The 15,709-nt window shown below is 41.4% G+C and carries 12 protein-coding genes; 4 read left to right on the top strand and 8 right to left on the bottom strand.

Annotated elements, in window-relative coordinates; translation table 11 throughout:
* Window positions 1–60 precede the first annotated feature (60 nt).
* The 4 genes from RMY00_RS14440 to RMY00_RS14425 form a co-directional block, all read right to left on the bottom strand.
* Window positions 61–624, bottom strand: a complete 564-nt coding sequence (locus RMY00_RS14440; RefSeq protein WP_322648196.1) for a hypothetical protein — start codon at window positions 622–624, stop codon at window positions 61–63.
* Window positions 624–1,871: a glycoside hydrolase family 10 protein gene (locus RMY00_RS14435; protein ID WP_322648195.1), complete on the bottom strand. Its 1,248-nt coding sequence runs from the start codon at window positions 1,869–1,871 to the stop codon at window positions 624–626. Before RMY00_RS14435 ends, RMY00_RS14440 begins: the two co-directional genes overlap by 1 nt.
* Window positions 1,872–2,126: 255 nt before the next feature.
* Window positions 2,127–3,599 (bottom strand): glycolate oxidase subunit GlcD, encoded by a 1,473-nt coding sequence (glcD, locus tag RMY00_RS14430; protein ID WP_322648194.1) that lies wholly within the window; start codon window positions 3,597–3,599, stop codon window positions 2,127–2,129.
* A gap of 107 nt (window positions 3,600–3,706) precedes the next feature.
* On the bottom strand, window positions 3,707–4,291 hold the full coding sequence (locus RMY00_RS14425; RefSeq protein WP_322648193.1) for a nucleotidyltransferase domain-containing protein: 585 nt from the start codon (window positions 4,289–4,291) through the stop codon (window positions 3,707–3,709).
* Between the two features lie 107 nt (window positions 4,292–4,398).
* Here RMY00_RS14425 and RMY00_RS14420 point away from each other — a divergent pair, with 107 nt between their 5' ends.
* Window positions 4,399–5,106 carry a Uma2 family endonuclease gene (locus RMY00_RS14420; RefSeq protein ID WP_322648192.1) on the top strand — a complete coding sequence of 236 codons (708 nt, stop codon included), beginning with the start codon at window positions 4,399–4,401 and terminating at the stop codon, window positions 5,104–5,106.
* A gap of 55 nt (window positions 5,107–5,161) precedes the next feature.
* On the opposite strand, the gene miaA is transcribed toward RMY00_RS14420, so the two are convergent.
* Window positions 5,162–6,067, bottom strand: a complete 906-nt coding sequence (gene miaA, locus RMY00_RS14415) for a tRNA (adenosine(37)-N6)-dimethylallyltransferase MiaA (protein ID WP_322648191.1) — start codon at window positions 6,065–6,067, stop codon at window positions 5,162–5,164.
* Window positions 6,068–6,307: 240 nt separating this feature from the next.
* On the opposite strand from miaA, the gene gyrB reads away from it, so the two are divergent.
* From gyrB to rpoD, 3 genes are all read left to right on the top strand, one after another.
* The gene (gene gyrB, locus RMY00_RS14410; RefSeq protein WP_322648190.1) at window positions 6,308–8,245 is read left to right on the top strand and encodes a DNA topoisomerase (ATP-hydrolyzing) subunit B; all 1,938 of its coding nucleotides are present in this window, start codon (window positions 6,308–6,310) and stop codon (window positions 8,243–8,245) included.
* Between the two features lie 254 nt (window positions 8,246–8,499).
* Window positions 8,500–9,108 carry a fasciclin domain-containing protein gene (locus tag RMY00_RS14405; protein WP_322648189.1) on the top strand — a complete coding sequence of 203 codons (609 nt, stop codon included), beginning with the start codon at window positions 8,500–8,502 and terminating at the stop codon, window positions 9,106–9,108.
* A 1,517-nt stretch (window positions 9,109–10,625) separates the two neighbouring features.
* The gene (gene rpoD, locus RMY00_RS14400) at window positions 10,626–11,795 is read left to right on the top strand and encodes an RNA polymerase sigma factor RpoD (protein ID WP_069073375.1); all 1,170 of its coding nucleotides are present in this window, start codon (window positions 10,626–10,628) and stop codon (window positions 11,793–11,795) included.
* Window positions 11,796–11,936: 141 nt separating this feature from the next.
* On the opposite strand, the gene RMY00_RS14395 is transcribed toward rpoD, so the two are convergent.
* From RMY00_RS14395 to gyrA, 3 genes are all read right to left on the bottom strand, one after another.
* Window positions 11,937–12,122 (bottom strand): chlorophyll a/b-binding protein, encoded by a 186-nt coding sequence (locus RMY00_RS14395; RefSeq protein WP_109009401.1) that lies wholly within the window; start codon window positions 12,120–12,122, stop codon window positions 11,937–11,939.
* A 496-nt stretch (window positions 12,123–12,618) separates the two neighbouring features.
* Window positions 12,619–13,083, bottom strand: a complete 465-nt coding sequence (locus RMY00_RS14390) for a GNAT family N-acetyltransferase (protein ID WP_322648188.1) — start codon at window positions 13,081–13,083, stop codon at window positions 12,619–12,621.
* Between the two features lie 9 nt (window positions 13,084–13,092).
* Window positions 13,093–15,606 (bottom strand): DNA gyrase subunit A, encoded by a 2,514-nt coding sequence (gene gyrA / locus RMY00_RS14385; protein ID WP_322648187.1) that lies wholly within the window; start codon window positions 15,604–15,606, stop codon window positions 13,093–13,095.
* Window positions 15,607–15,709 lie beyond the last annotated feature (103 nt).

Here is a 15,709-nt window from a genome sequence, read left to right as displayed (position 1 = left end):
CTTCAGTATACATCAATTAAATTTATAATTCTTAATATAGGCAATAGGGAATGGGAGGATTTACAATCGCAATTTATGAGCATTTATTCCGGTGAGGATACCAACCAGCAGCCAAGTAATAGCTAATCCCATGACTTCGCCTAAAAATAACTGCATCAGGCGGTGTAAAATCATCCCGACAACAGAACCTATGGGGACAGCAACAGCCCAACTTGCCGAAGAGACAAATATCCATCGCCACGCGTTATGGTGGGGAATTGCTAATAATTGTGCCAATCCAATCCCCAAGCCGCCAAGCGCCCCATAAATCGCCCCAGACAGGATTCTTGCAGGGAAAATCTGAGTACTAGGTACTATCCAACCCACCGCACCAATACCGATCGCGGTGATGATACTCCAACCCAAAAGACTTGACAAAATCCACCTGATACAATAGATAGGTTCTTTGAGAAGACAACCTTGAGGAAGTGCGATCGCAAATCCGCCGATAGCCGCCTCTACTACCCCAATATCTGGTTTATCGCCGACTTCGATAAATAGTAAACTCAATAAAAAACCGCCAAAAGTAGCGAAAGTCCACAGCAATAGAAAGCTAAATCTAGTATTTTCCGGCGCGAATGGCATTAAAGTTTCTTTGGTTGTAATAGTCTGACAGTTTTAGCATTAAACAGATCAAAAAAAGCTTTGCGTCGCTGTTGGGGTGATTCCGGTACAATGTAACCCCAGAGACTCTCCCAGTAGAAAAAGGAGATACCATCAAAATTGCGATCGCGTACAACCTGAACTTGTTCTCTAATTTGTGCCATTTTCACAGGATTACGCACCGTTCCTGTTGATATACCAATACCTACAGGAATTAGACTTTGAGCCAATTTTATGGATGATTGTTCTAGTTGCGCGATAAAAGAATTTTTGTCATTTCGATATACCTGTAAAATTAACTCATTAACTAAACCTTTTTTTACCCAATTTTCCCAGTCTTGCAAATAGTATTTGTAGGCAAAAGCTTGATAGTTAGGAGACAGAGATATTCTAACTTTAGGTTTTACTGCCTTGACAGCTTGATAGATTTCTGCCATAAAATCAGTAATTTTATCTGCTCGCCACCGCATCCATTCTGAGTTAAAAGGATCAGTTGGGGGACTTTTGCCTTGATGCTCTTGCTGGTAGAGTTCAATAGTGAAGCGATCGTAGCCAAACTGTACCGGCATCCCAAAATGATCGTCAAGCTGAATACCATCCACATCGTAATCTTTGACTACTTCCAAAATTAGCCCTTGGATAAACTCTTGAACTTGCGGATGTAAGGGATTTAACCAAGCCACCTTACTTACCAAAACATTATCGATTTCTTCTGGTGGAGCATCTTGAGTAGACTTTACACCTTCTTGCCCAATTGTCAACCAGTCGGGATAACGCCTTGCTAATTGTGAATAATGCGGCGTCATAAACCCGTATTCAAACCAGGGGACGACTCTCAAATCTTTATTTTTGGCAAGTGTTACTATTTTGGCTAAAACATCCTGTCCCCCGTGCATGAAGTTGAGCAAAGGTTGAGTTTCCGAACCTGTAGTCATTTTAGCTACAGCACTTTTATAAAAAGTATGTCCTCGATTCCAAACTACAGGATAAATTGTATTAAAGTTAAGAGCCGATAATTGGTTTATAGCACGGTTAATACCCCAAGGAACAAATAGTATACCACTAGCAACATTAGTGAGCCAAACGCCGCGAATTTCTGTAGTTAAAGGACTTATGTTTTGGGAATAAACTGGCACTGAAGAGACTGAAAAGAGCGAAAAAACTGTCAAGGTGGCTACTAATCCCAAACACAGTAAGTAAGAAACATAACGGCGAGCAACCCGATTCATTTGTAAGCGTTACCTAGTGCGATCGGAATATATATAACTACAAAATAAAGTTGTAATCCTCCGGATGATGTAAAGGAATGATGATTCAGAATTCAGGAGTCAGAACTCAGAACTCAGAATAGTAGCAATAATGCAGAGCCAATCTTGGTTATAAATATACTTAACGTATACTAAAACCTGATAAATTATGACTCCAAACTCTTAATTTTTGTACAGACGCGATTAATCGCGTCTGTACTCCTAACTCCTAACTTCTTAAAATCTTTCCACACCTTCAAATTGCTTGAGTACCGATGCATTTGCTGCTTCACCACAAGTTCGTGGTGTAGGGAATATCTTCTCAGGATTTGCTAACCCTTTAGGATTAAAAACTTGCCGCACCCACTGCATAGTTTCTAAATCAACTTGGCTAAACATCTGTGGCATATAGCACTTTTTCTCTGCACCAATGCCATGTTCACCCGAAATACTACCACCAACTTGGACACAAAGTTTAAGAATTTTTCCACCCATTTCTTCTACTTGTTCTAATTCTCCATGCACAGAATTATCATAAAGAATTAGCGGATGAAGATTGCCATCGCCAGCATGAAATACATTAGCAACTCGATAACCGTATTGTTCACTTAATGTTTTAATTTCGTGCAAAACATAAGGCAACTGAGTCCGAGGAATTACACCATCTTGTACATAATAATCTGGGCTTAAATGCCCAGCCGCAGCAAAAGCGGCTTTGCGTCCTTTCCATAATTTCAATCTAGTTTCTGGGTCAGTAGCAGAAGTGACATTTCGTGCCCCATTCTTTTTACAAATTTCAATAACTCGCTGCTTATTTCCTGCAACTTCTACTTCTAAACCGTCAATTTCTATTAGCAAAATGGCAGTAGCATCGCGGGGATAACAATTAGTTGCTACAACATCTTCAACAGCATTGATGCTGAAGTTATCCATCATTTCCATACCACCAGGAATAATCCCGGCGCTGATGATATCAGAAACAGTTGCCCCAGCTGCTTCAATGCTAGTAAAATCTGCCAACAGCACACAAATTGATTCTGCACTTTTGAGAATTCGCAAAGTAATTTCTGTGGCAATTCCTAAAGTGCCTTCGGAACCAACAAAAACACCTGTTAAATCATAACCAGGCATTTCTGGGATTTGTCCGCCTAAATCAATAATTTCCCCTTCCGGCGTGACAATTTTTAATCCTAAAACGTGGTTAGTAGTAACACCGTATTTAAGACAGTGTACGCCACCAGAGTTTTCGGCAATATTGCCTCCAATAGAGCAGATAATTTGACTGGAAGGGTCAGGAGCGTAGTAAAAACCAGCACCACTAACAGCCTGCGTTACCCAACTATTAATCACCCCTGGTTGGACAACTGTCCGTTGATTTTCCAAATCAATGCTGAGGATTTGCCGCATTAACGAAGTGACAATTAAAACAGAATCTTCTAATGGTAAAGCGCCACCAGATAGACCAGTGCCAGAGCCGCGTGCTATGAAGGGGATAGAATATTGGTTGCATATTTTTACAATTTCTGCAACTTGTTCTGTAGTTCTGGGTAACACCACCACAGCCGGACGTTGGCGATAGCCAGTCAAACCATCGCATTCATAGGTAATGAGTTCTTCGCGGCGTTGCACCACACCATTTTTGCCAAGGACAGCCTCGAATGCTTTGAGAATAGGTTTCCAGTTGCGTTGTTTTTTATCTTGGGTAAGCATAGTTTTTTAAAGTTCAAGGTAGATGTTGCAGGCTGGTTAGTATAGCTGTAATTACTATTGTTGCAAGAATAGCAGCTAAGAGTGAGTAAATGCGATCGCGCTCATCTTCAGTTAGCATGAATTTCTGCAAGCCAATGATGTCCGGGGTGACACAGTGTTATTGCTTGCTTAAGCCAAACTTGACGCTCTTCATTAAGTAACCTGCATACACGATAAAAATCATCTTCGTCCTTAGACCTGGGATTCTTGGCTTTGTATAAGAGTACAATCTCTGGAGCAAGGAACGGTACACCGATATCAGAAAATAACCGAATCATTGATAATGGACGTGCAATATCAAGATTTCTACGAAACCTCCACTCGCTCTGTGAAGACTCATCCAGGAGAATCTCTAGTTCCGAGAATAAGTTATTTTTAGTATGAGCATGAATTTCATGTATCGGTAACTCTAGCCATTCATCTTCATTCCAAGGCTCCATTTTTCCATTAACAACCTTGGTAAATTCCCAGCCAAATAAATATTCTCGCAGGCTGTTCTGGTCTTTCCTAAATATTGCGATTTCTATATCTTTATGTACCCTAGTTACATCTCCTATAAAAAGGTCTATCGCCCATCCACCCGCTACAAACCAGGGTTGTCTGAAATCATTTAATAGTCTAGAAAGCTTTACAAGTTCTGAAAAAGATTCCATTGATGACTACTCCTCAGAATTTTTAAGTATAAAATATTGAATCAATGCACTCTGCAATCCCCAATCAATTAACCTAGAAATAACGCTCTTAAATACTGGATAAAATCATGGTTCAGCAAGTTCTAATCAATGATGATGATTACTATGTGCCAGATGCCAACCAGCTAGTCACTGAAGATGATACACCTGTGGACAATTTTGCATCTGCCAAACAACAACGTCTTTTAGTTAGCTCTCTTTACAGTTCCATACAACAGCAGACTTTTTTAGCTGAAGCTAATGTAGGTATCTATCATACAGACGGTCAACCAGCAATTGTACCTGATGTTTTTCTCAGCTTAGATGTCCAAGTTCCTGAAAATTGGTGGGAAAAACAAAATCGTTGTTATATGGTTTGGCGTTTTGGCAAACCTCCAGAAGTTGTCCTAGAAATTGTCTCTAATAAAGAAGGGGATGAACTTGGCAAAAAGCTGAAAATTTATGAACAAATGCGGGCTAGTTACTACATTGTATATGACCAGAATCAACAATTAGGAGAAAAACTACTACGCGTTTATGAACTTAGAGGAAGGCGCTACTTTGAAACTTCAGAAAATTGGTTAGAACAAGTTGGTTTAGGTGTAACTTTGTGGCAAGGAAAATTTGAAGGTAGACAAGATACTTGGTTACGCTGGTGCTACCAAGATGGTAATGTTTTATCGACTGGAGATGAACGCGCCGAACAGGAACAACAACGTGCCGAACAAGCAGAACAACGCACCCAATTGTTAGCAGATAGGCTACGGGCTATGGGCGTAGATCCTGACAATTTGTAGAACACTCACTGTAAGGGCGCAAAGTTATTTGCGTCTTTGCATGAGTTTAGAATTCTCACGAACTTATACAACTTATAAACTCATTTATCCGATACCAAACCTTCTCTAATAAATTAGGATCATCTGCATTAAACCATTCAATTTGTGGATAGGCTCGAAACCAAGTACGTTGTCGCTTGGCAAATTGTCGCGTATGCAAAATTATTAATTCTTTCGCCTCATCTAAGGAAATGTCCCCAGCCAAATACTGCTTAATTTCTTGATAGCCTAAAGTATTCAACAAAGATAAATCAGCGCCATATTTTTGACAAAGATACTCCACTTCAGCAACCAAACCATTTGCTATCATTTGCTCAGTGCGCTGTTGAATACGAGCAAGCAACTTTTCAATATCGCAATCTAAACCAATTTGCAAAATCGGATAATTTGGTGGATTCTCCCCTTGCTGTTCTGAAATTGGATGACCAGTGACATAATATACCTCTAAGGCTCTTAAAGTTCGCACTGAATCATTGCCATGAATCTTTTGTGCTGCAACTGGGTCAACTTGTTGTAACATGGCGTAGAGTTGTGGTTGACCGAGAGATTCAAGTTGCGATCGCAATTCCATCTGTGGTGCAACTCTCGGAATTTTCATCCCTTGGACAATGGAACGGATATATAAACCAGTACCACCAACTAAAAACAGTGGGGTAACACCAACAGAAGCAATTAAAGCTTGTGTTTGCTGCTGATAGTCTGCTACTGTCATGATATCTGCTGGATTGCAGATATCTATTAAATAGTGTGGCACCAATTTTTGTTCAGCTACAGTTGGTTTTGCCGTCCCAATATCAAACTCACGATAAACTTGACGAGAATCAGCACTGAGAATTACAGAACCGAACCGCATTGCCAAAGCCAAAGCTAAACCCGATTTACCCGTTGCCGTCGCCCCACAAATCACAATTAATTTAGTCATTAGTCATTAGTCATCAGTCATTTGTCAAGATTTAGAAATTCTTCCCCTACTTCCCCTGCTCCCCCTGCCCCCTGCCCCTCTGCCTCCCCTGCCCCTCTTCCACGGTAGTGCAACCCCAGTATAAACTTCTCTTGAAAATGCCCTACAGACGCCAGCAAGGCTTTTGTGTTAAAATTTTGGAGTGTTTTTACTTTTATTTGCCTTTAGGCGATTTCAACCCCACGCATCAGGAGAGTTTACATGACGAGCAGTTACAGTGCCGATCAGATTCAAGTTCTGGAAGGTCTGGAAGCCGTCCGCAAAAGACCAGGAATGTACATCGGTACCACTGGGCCGCGAGGACTCCACCATTTAGTTTACGAGGTGGTGGACAATTCAATCGATGAGGCTTTGGCGGGTCATTGCACTCATATAGAGGTGGATATCAACGCTGATGGTTCGGTGACTGTAACAGATGATGGTCGCGGTATTCCCGTCGATACTCACTCGCGCACCGGAAAATCGGCTTTGGAAACCGTGATGACGGTACTGCACGCTGGTGGTAAGTTTGGCGGTGGTGGCTACAAAGTTTCTGGAGGATTACACGGGGTTGGTATTTCTGTTGTTAATGCCCTATCTGAAGTCGTAGAAGTTACAGTTTGGCGAGATAAAAAAGTTCATCTCCAACGCTATGAACGTGGTGTCCCAGTTAGTGAGCTGCAAGTCAAGCCTTACAAAGAAGCTAGAACTGGAACTTCTGTCACTTTCAAGCCAGATACCCAAATCTTTACAACTAGCATTGAGTTTGATTACATCACTTTATCAGGTCGCCTACGGGAATTGGCGTATCTGAATGCAGGTGTCAAAATTACCTTTAGTGACCACCGTTTAGAACTACTAAAAAGCGATACATCCAAGGTAGAAACCTACGAGTACAAAGGTGGGATCAAAGAGTACGTTGCTTACATGAACCGCGAGAAGCAGCCACTGCATGAAGAAATTATCTATGTGCAAGGAGAACGGAACAATGTACAAGTGGAAGTTTCTTTGCAATGGTGTACTGATGCTTACACGGATAATATTCTAGGTTTCGCTAACAATATTCGTACAGTAGATGGTGGTACGCATTTAGAAGGGTTGAAAGCAGTTCTGACTCGGACATTAAATGCGATCGCTCGCAAGCGCAATAAAATTAAAGAGAATGAACCTAACCTCAGTGGCGAACACGTCCGCGAAGGTTTGACTGCGGTAATTTCGGTTAAAGTCCCTGATCCAGAATTTGAAGGACAAACCAAGACCAAACTCGGTAACACTGAAGTTCGAGGCATTGTTGATTCTTTAGTAGGAGAAGTCCTCACGGAGTACTTAGAATTTCATCCTGCGATCGCAGACTCAATTTTAGATAAAGCTATCCAAGCTTTCAAAGCCGCAGAAGCAGCGCGTCATGCGCGGGAATTAGTTCGGCGCAAATCCGTACTGGAATCTTCGCCATTACCTGGTAAATTAGCAGATTGCAGTTCTCGCGATCCCAACGAATCGGAAATATTCATCGTGGAAGGGGACTCAGCTGGTGGGAGTGCCAAACAAGGACGCGATCGCCGCACTCAAGCAATCTTGCCTCTACGTGGTAAAATTCTTAACATTGAAAAAACCGACGACGCTAAAATCTATAAAAATAACGAAGTTCAATCGTTAATTACAGCACTCGGTTTAGGTGTCAAAGGTGATGAATTCGATTCTACTCAACTGCGTTATCACCGCATAGTCATTATGACGGATGCTGACGTAGATGGAGCGCACATCCGGACTTTGTTGTTAACATTCTTTTATCGATATCAGCGATCGCTGATCGAACAAGGCTTTATTTATATTGCTTGTCCCCCCCTGTTTAAAGTAGAACGGGGACGTAATCATGAGTACTGCTATAGTGATCGCGAAAAAGATCAAGCGATCGCCAAATTTCCTGCTAACGCTAACTACACCATCCAACGCTTCAAAGGTTTGGGTGAAATGATGCCACAACAACTCTGGGACACCACAATGAACCCAGAAACCCGCAAAATGAAGCAAGTCGAAATTGAGGATGCTGCTGAAGCCGATCGCATCTTCACAATTTTAATGGGCGATCGCGTCGCTCCCAGACGGGAATTCATTGAAACCTATGGTTCTAAACTCAACTTCACCGATTTAGATATTTAATATCGATTCTTTAGCACGACTCCAATAATTTGTGACATTGGTAATGGGTAATACGTTTTCACCCATTACCTTTTTTATATCCAAAACTGCTATAAAAGCTACCTCTTTCGGAGGATGTCAAACTACAAAACATATAAATACTTTGTATTAATATTTTTCAGACTACAAACTATGTCGTTAGATGAGTGACTATATCCATAAATTCATTAGATATTGTCAATAATTCCTTATTTAACTGGATTTTAGACAAAGCTATGAAAGCGAGCAAAGGCATAGTAGAAATATTGTTCAATATTATTGGCATAAGTAGTTTGATTGCTCTGTCTGCCTGCGTTCAACCTGCCGAAACTCCTACAGCAACCGTCCCTTCTGTCACGCCAACTCCTACTGCCACTATTGCCACCCAAAATTTAGCAGAACTGGCAAAGTCAGCAGCTAGTCAGGGACAGTTTCAAACCCTCATCCGAGCAGTGCAAGCCGCAGGCTTAACTGAACAGCTTGCTAAACCAGGCCCTTACACAATATTTGCACCTACTGACGCCGCTTTCTCTGCTTTACCAAAAACTACTTTAGATCAACTCTTACAGCCAGCAAACAAACAACAATTAGTCAAGCTTCTAGCGTATCATGTTATACCTGGGGGAATTGCCTCCCAGCAATTGACATCTGGACAAGTTAAAACAATTGAAGGTAGTCCTGTTCAAATCACAGTTGATCGTGCCAGCAATTCAATCACAGTCAACAACGCTAAAGTGACTCAGCCAGACATCCCAGCTAGCAACGGCATTGTTCATATAGTTGACCAGGTACTTCTGCCACCTAATTTTCCCTCAAGTCTAAAAACCACCCCAACACCACGATAGGTCAGCCCCTTCCGGGAAGTCAAAAGTCACGCATTCAAAAGTTAAAAATTTCCCAACCCCATAAATAAATTTATTTGCTCTGTACCTTTTTATTTCTGGTCAGAGCAACATAACTACAAAAATTCTAAATTTTTCAGTTAGCAATCAACCATATAATTTGCTGATTGTCAATCTTTTACAAAAATTCAATCTTCTACTGTTAGCTAAACTACCAACTTTATAGAAGTTTAGTTAAGATGATACTCTTTGGACTGAATGGCTGATTTATTTTGTCCACCAGCTAGAAACACATTTGTTATGCTTTAAGAAAATAACTGAATCTCATCTATCAAACAGCAATTAATAAGTATTTTGAGGATTTCTCATAATAAGATGACAAAAAAATACTGAAATAAAAGTATTTAAGCTTACAACATACTTACGTAAATTAAGTTTGTAACCAAATCATCAGGCAATCTTCAGGATTCTCTTTGTTCGAGGTAATGCCTACTGGAAGCGCACATCATCTGGCAGTAAACTTGTTAATATCTTCATGTACTGCCTTAGCGATCGCGATTGTATCGGATGTATCTAATGAACTTTTGCCTTAAATAAGACTATATCGGCGAGTTCACAGGACAAATTCTTTTTGTATTGATTAAAATATCCTTGTATACAATAAGAAAAGTTTGTCAAGTTTCATAGGGCTGAAATCGCCACAGTGCGCTAACGTGTGAATAAGACCAAATTAGTTAAACCTAAATCGATCTTCTATCAGGTCGATTCTGCCACAGCCTCAACTCCTCAGTTAAGGTAATTAGTACGCAGAAGGTTAACTGCTTTAAGGCAAACACCATCACCCTTGTTGTATTTACCCAAGGTCAAGAACCGCTTTAGTCTAAGGAATGCGTAATTTGTGAAGGAAATGTAAAAATGGGTAGATTAAGGCGAATCGTCTGAGTTAACATAAAATTCACTCTTCCTAAGTAATAAATGTTGTGTAAAACACATGAAACTCGGCAAAAGCAAAGGTACTTACTTTGTAATGTAATAAGAGGGTCACTGCAATTCCGAAAAGTGGAAAAAAATTTAAGGGTATAACTCCTGTTTTTAATGTCTTTTTGGTAATAGTGGCTAATAATTGCTTTAGAAGTTCATGATTAATACACAAAAAGAGTGCAATTTCTGTGAAACAGGCTACAATCGGAAGAGTCTTTCTAGGAAAATCTGCCAACAATCTGAACTCATTAGTATAGAGTGGCAAATTTTTTGATAAAGACGAGTCTTTTTTTTGACCAGTTAGTTGAAAGCAGTGTGTGATAGCAACACACATAACATTTACTAAGATGAGCAAGTCACTTTTAGTAATCGCTTAAACTAGTTTTAAAACCTCCGACCGGAGGTGTAAAACGTCCGAAAATATCTTTGGCAAATCTGCCAAAAATCTTATTTTCGGTTAATGAATAGCTCGTTTAAAAGAGCAGTAAACACATCTTGTCTTGAGTAATTGATTCTGCAAGGAGCATGAGGAACGCGGCATGAACCAGGCTAACAACGTACTCGAAAGCATATATCAGCCTGACCTAGAAATAATAAATCAGCCTGAGCTCGAGTTAGAAGAACTCTTAATAGACGATGAAGAGGACTTGCTGATCATCGATGAAGGTGACGAGGAATTTTTAGAGCCTCAGTCTGATGAGGACGACGCAAAGTCTGGAAAAGCCGCTAAATCGCGTCGTCGGACACAAAGCAAGAAGAAGCACTATACCGAAGATTCAATTCGGCTCTACTTGCAAGAAATTGGTAGAATTCGGCTGTTGCGGGCAGACGAAGAAATTGAATTGGCGCGGAAAATCGCTGATTTGCTGGAATTAGAGAGAGTGCGAGAAAGACTCTGTGAACAGTTAGATCGCGATCCTAGAGATAGTGAATGGGCAGAAGCAGTACAATTACCTTTGCCAGCTTTTCGTTATCGCCTCCATGTTGGTCGTAGGGCGAAAGACAAGATGGTGCAATCTAACCTCCGTCTTGTAGTTTCAATTGCCAAGAAGTACATGAATCGTGGTTTGTCGTTCCAAGACTTAATTCAGGAAGGCAGTCTCGGTTTGATTCGTGCCGCTGAAAAGTTTGACCACGAAAAAGGTTATAAGTTTTCCACTTATGCTACATGGTGGATTCGTCAAGCAATTACCCGCGCGATCGCAGACCAATCCCGCACAATTCGTCTTCCAGTTCACCTTTACGAAACCATCTCTCGGATTAAGAAAACTACCAAGTTGCTATCTCAAGAAATGGGTCGCAAACCCACTGAAGAAGAAATTGCCACTCGTATGGAAATGACCATTGAGAAGTTGCGATTTATTGCTAAATCTGCCCAGCTACCCATTTCATTAGAAACACCCATTGGTAAAGAAGAAGATTCTCGATTGGGCGATTTTATTGAATCCGATGGTGAAACGCCAGAAGACCAAGTTTCCAAAAACCTTCTGCGCGAAGACCTTGAAAAAGTCCTCGATAGTCTAAGTCCTCGTGAACGCGATGTGCTCAGACTGCGTTACGGCTTGGATGATGGTCGGATGAAGACTCTTGAAGAAATCGGACAGATTTTCAACGTCACCCGCGAACGTATTCGTCAAATTGAAGCGAAAGCACTCCGCAAGTTACGCCACCCAAATCGTAACAGTGTTCTCAAAGAGTATATTCGGTAGTCAATTAGTCATTAGTCATTAGTCATTGGTCATTAGTAAATAAACAAAGGACAACTGACAACTGACAAAACAATAAAAAACCTGGTAGTGAATTAGCACTCCAGGTTTTTTTATTTATAGGTCATCTTTAGATATTAAAACTTATAGAATGCCCCAAAAATGTAAAAAGCCTTGACCAGAAAAAAGCTCAACCAAAACGGCTGCCAAAAAGCCGATCATTGCCAAGCGGCCGTTCCAAATTTCTGCTTGTGGAGTAAAGCCCCAACGCCAAGCGTTGCGATCTTCAATTACAGGAGTAGTTACTTTTGTTGTGGTTGCATTAGTCATCGTTCAAACTCCAAGCTTGATTTTTAAGGTTTATTTCCTTATGTAAACTAATATAACAAATATTTTAATAAAGGCAACATGTTTTATACTTTTGTTTCCATAGCTTGACATAAATAGAAATAACTATTTATACATATTCAAACATCTACCTTCAGTGAGATTTACTGAGGTAGAAGAAATGTTAGATCAATTCGCAATGACGCTCGTTCCTCTCTACGAGACGCTACGCGAACGCTAACGCAATTCGCAATGACCCTCCTACGTCGTTAACGCAATTAAAAAACTTAGATACAGCAATACTTTCAAGGTTTGCATCTGTATCAGATTTTTGGTGAAATGGTGTTATATAAATTTTTACTTCCATAAATAATATGGCTTATTGACATTAATATTCAAGTAAATAACTTACATTGCTTGATTTGATATAGAGTTTGTTATTTAAAATCAAAAACTATTTGATAATTTATAGAGATGTTTGTAGTCAAAAATACTTGGTTCAATACCAGACTATTTCCATTTTTTTTGAAGTCGAGACAAAACCAAGCTTCTCGTAGATACGTTTACCATCCTCAGTGGCGTGAAGCCAGAGGCGTTTTGCCTCAGTTGCTCTGACAAAGCTGATAATTTCCTTTAAGAGTGCTGTAGCAATTCCCTGTCCTCGCCACATCGGAATTGTATAAACGTTCATAATGTAGGCTTCTGAGCCTGAAAGATTACCGTTGTAGGGGGGGCGTTGAAAAAATACTAAGCCGCTAGTGGCAACAATTTGACTATCCACTTCAGCTAGCCAAGCTAAAAAGTCATTCTGCGGCATTTTTTCAGCAAAATACTTTCGAGTTGCTTCTGCTAGGTTTGCGGTGTCAGAGTTACCTTTTATATCGCCAGCCTCCCGCAGAAGTTCGAGACGCAGTTGGATTAGCGCCTCTAAATCCTGCAAGTTGGCTTGTCGCAAGTTGAACATCACCCTAATTTACGATCGCACTTCAGCAACAGTAATGATTTTTTCATCACGGTTGAGTTGAAGGATGCTTTCACCTTTCACATCCCTTCCTAAAATTGGCACTGTTTCCACAGGTATCCGCACCACCCGCTCTTTATTCGTCACTAAAGCTACCTCGCTAGATGCGATCGTCGCTATAACCATACCAGCTAAGTTGTCAGTTTTGCTGGCAAATTTCAGCGCTTGCGTGCCTAAATCGCCGCGATTAGCCGCTCTTAACTGGCTCGCAGGCATTCGCTTGGCATATCCTTCTTGAGTAATTAGCAGTAGCTGATCATCTTTCCCGACAGTGGCACAGCCAACCATTTGCTGATTTTTCAATAACCGAAATGCTTGTAAACCCATCGCTGCACGTCCCATGATTGGTAATTGTTCATCATTGACTGCAAAGCGCAACAGTCGCCCACCTGAACTAGCTAAAATCAGATGATCTCCTGGTTTGGTGAACTGGGTAAATGACAATTCATCATCATCTTTGAGCTTCAAAATTGTGATTCCGCGCCGAGTTAAGTTAGTAAATTCTCCCAGAGACAGCCGCTTAATCCGTCCCTCTTTTGTTAAAAGAATCATCTGCTTAGTTTCGAGATTTTCCGGCAGCAAAAAGCGGCTGACTACAGCTTCTTGAGCGCCTTGAGCAGTATTACTAAGCATGGTAATCAAAGGTTTTCCTCGTGGGGAACGGCCAGTGGTTGGGGGAATTTCTCCCACCTTCACAGGGTAAACTTTGCCGCTAGCGCTTAATACTAGCAAGTCTTTCTCTGTGTCAGTCAACACAGTTTGAATAATGAAGTCATTATCATGCAGGCCATTTTCACCTTTTGACTTTCTCCCAGATGGCTGGGTGCGGCGCACATAACCCCGTTGGGTAAATTCTAAAACCGCTTCCTCTGCTGGTTCAGAAGATTTAAGTTCCTCCTCCTCTGCCCCTCTGCTCCTTTGCCCCTCTGCCCCTCTGCCCCTCTGCTCCTCTACCTTAGACTTTTGCTCCTCTCCAATTTTTGTCCGTCGGGGATCGCTGTACTTGCGCTTGAGCGATCGCAAATCTTTTTTCAGTGCCTTGAGTAATTCTCGGCGATCGTTGAGTAATAGCTCCAACAATCTAATTTGTTCACTTATCTGCTCAAATTCCTGCTGCAAATTTTGCTGTTCTAAACTGGTGAGGCGACGCAACGGCATAGCCAAAATTGCATCTCCTTGTGCCTCACTCAAATCTAGTCGGCTACAAAGGTTTATTTTTGCCGTACTGCCATCGGGAGCTTGGCGTAAAATTTCAATTACCCGATCCAAATTAGATAGTGCTTTGAGTAAACCTTCCAGCAAATGCACACGACTTTGGGCTTTCTCCAACTCGTAATTGTAGCGACGGTTGAGCGTCTCTTCTCGGAAACTCAAAAACTCCTGCAAAAGTTGACGCAAACTTAACTGGCGGGGTTGTCCATTCACTATTGCTAGGAGAATTGCCCCAAAAGTCATTTGCAAAGCAGTTTGATGATACAAATGCTGGAGAACTTCTTGGGGATTAGTATCGCGTTTGAGTTCAATTACCACCCGCATCCCTTCGCGATCGCTTTCATCTCGAAGATCAGAAATTCCTTGCAAACGACCTTGATTTACTAAGTCCGCTACTTTCTCAATCCAGGCAGCCTTATTTACTTGATAAGGCAACTCTGTAATGATAATTGCCGTCCGTCGCTTGCTTCCCCTTGTGGCTGGAATTTCCTCTAAAGTCGCAACTCCCCGCAGCAAAATGCCACCTTTACCTGTGGTGTATGCTTCTCGAATTCCAGTCTCACCAATTATTTCCCCACCAGTAGGAAAGTCTGGCCCTGGAATTAACTCAAATAATTTTTCATCTGGCAAATCTGGGTTGTCGATTAAAGCAATTAACCCATCGACAACTTCTCCCAAATTATGGGGTGGAACATTCGTCGCCATTCCCACGGCAATACCAGAACAGCCATTGAGCAACAGAAACGGCAACTGAGCAGGTAATACTGTTGGTTCTTGCTGGGAATTATCGAAGTTACCGACAAATTCCACAGTTTCTTCGCCAATTTCTGTCAGCATTCCCTCATGACTAATGGGTGCGAGGCGCGTTTCTGTATAACGCATCGCTGCTGGCGGGTCATTATCGACACTGCCAAAGTTACCATGTCCTGCCAGCAAAGGATAGCGGCTAGAAAAATCCTGTACTAGCCTGACTAAAGCATCGTAAACTGATTGGTCGCCGTGAGGATGGTATTTACCCAACACATCACCCACTACACGGGCACATTTTCGATAGGGTCTATCTGGTACTAAACCAAGTTCGTGCATGGCATATAGGATGCGGCGATGCACTGGTTTTAAGCCATCACGCACGTCTGGTAGCGCTCGCCCGACAATCACGCTCATGGCATATTCTAGATAAGACCGTTGCATCTCGGTGTGCAGGGCTGTTGGAATTACCTGTCCCGTTGAGAGAAGGTTTAACTGTTTTGCCATGAGTTTTTTCCCTGAAATTTAACTACACTAAAGCCGTCGGAACTCAATATTGCAGCAACCACAGCATAACGGATGAAATGGGATTCCTAACAAAATATTGATA

The organism is Nostoc sp. ChiVER01, assembly GCF_034531155.1.
Lineage (GTDB): Bacteria > Cyanobacteriota > Cyanobacteriia > Cyanobacteriales > Nostocaceae > Nostoc.
This window is presented reverse-complemented; position numbering and strand designations above follow the sequence as displayed.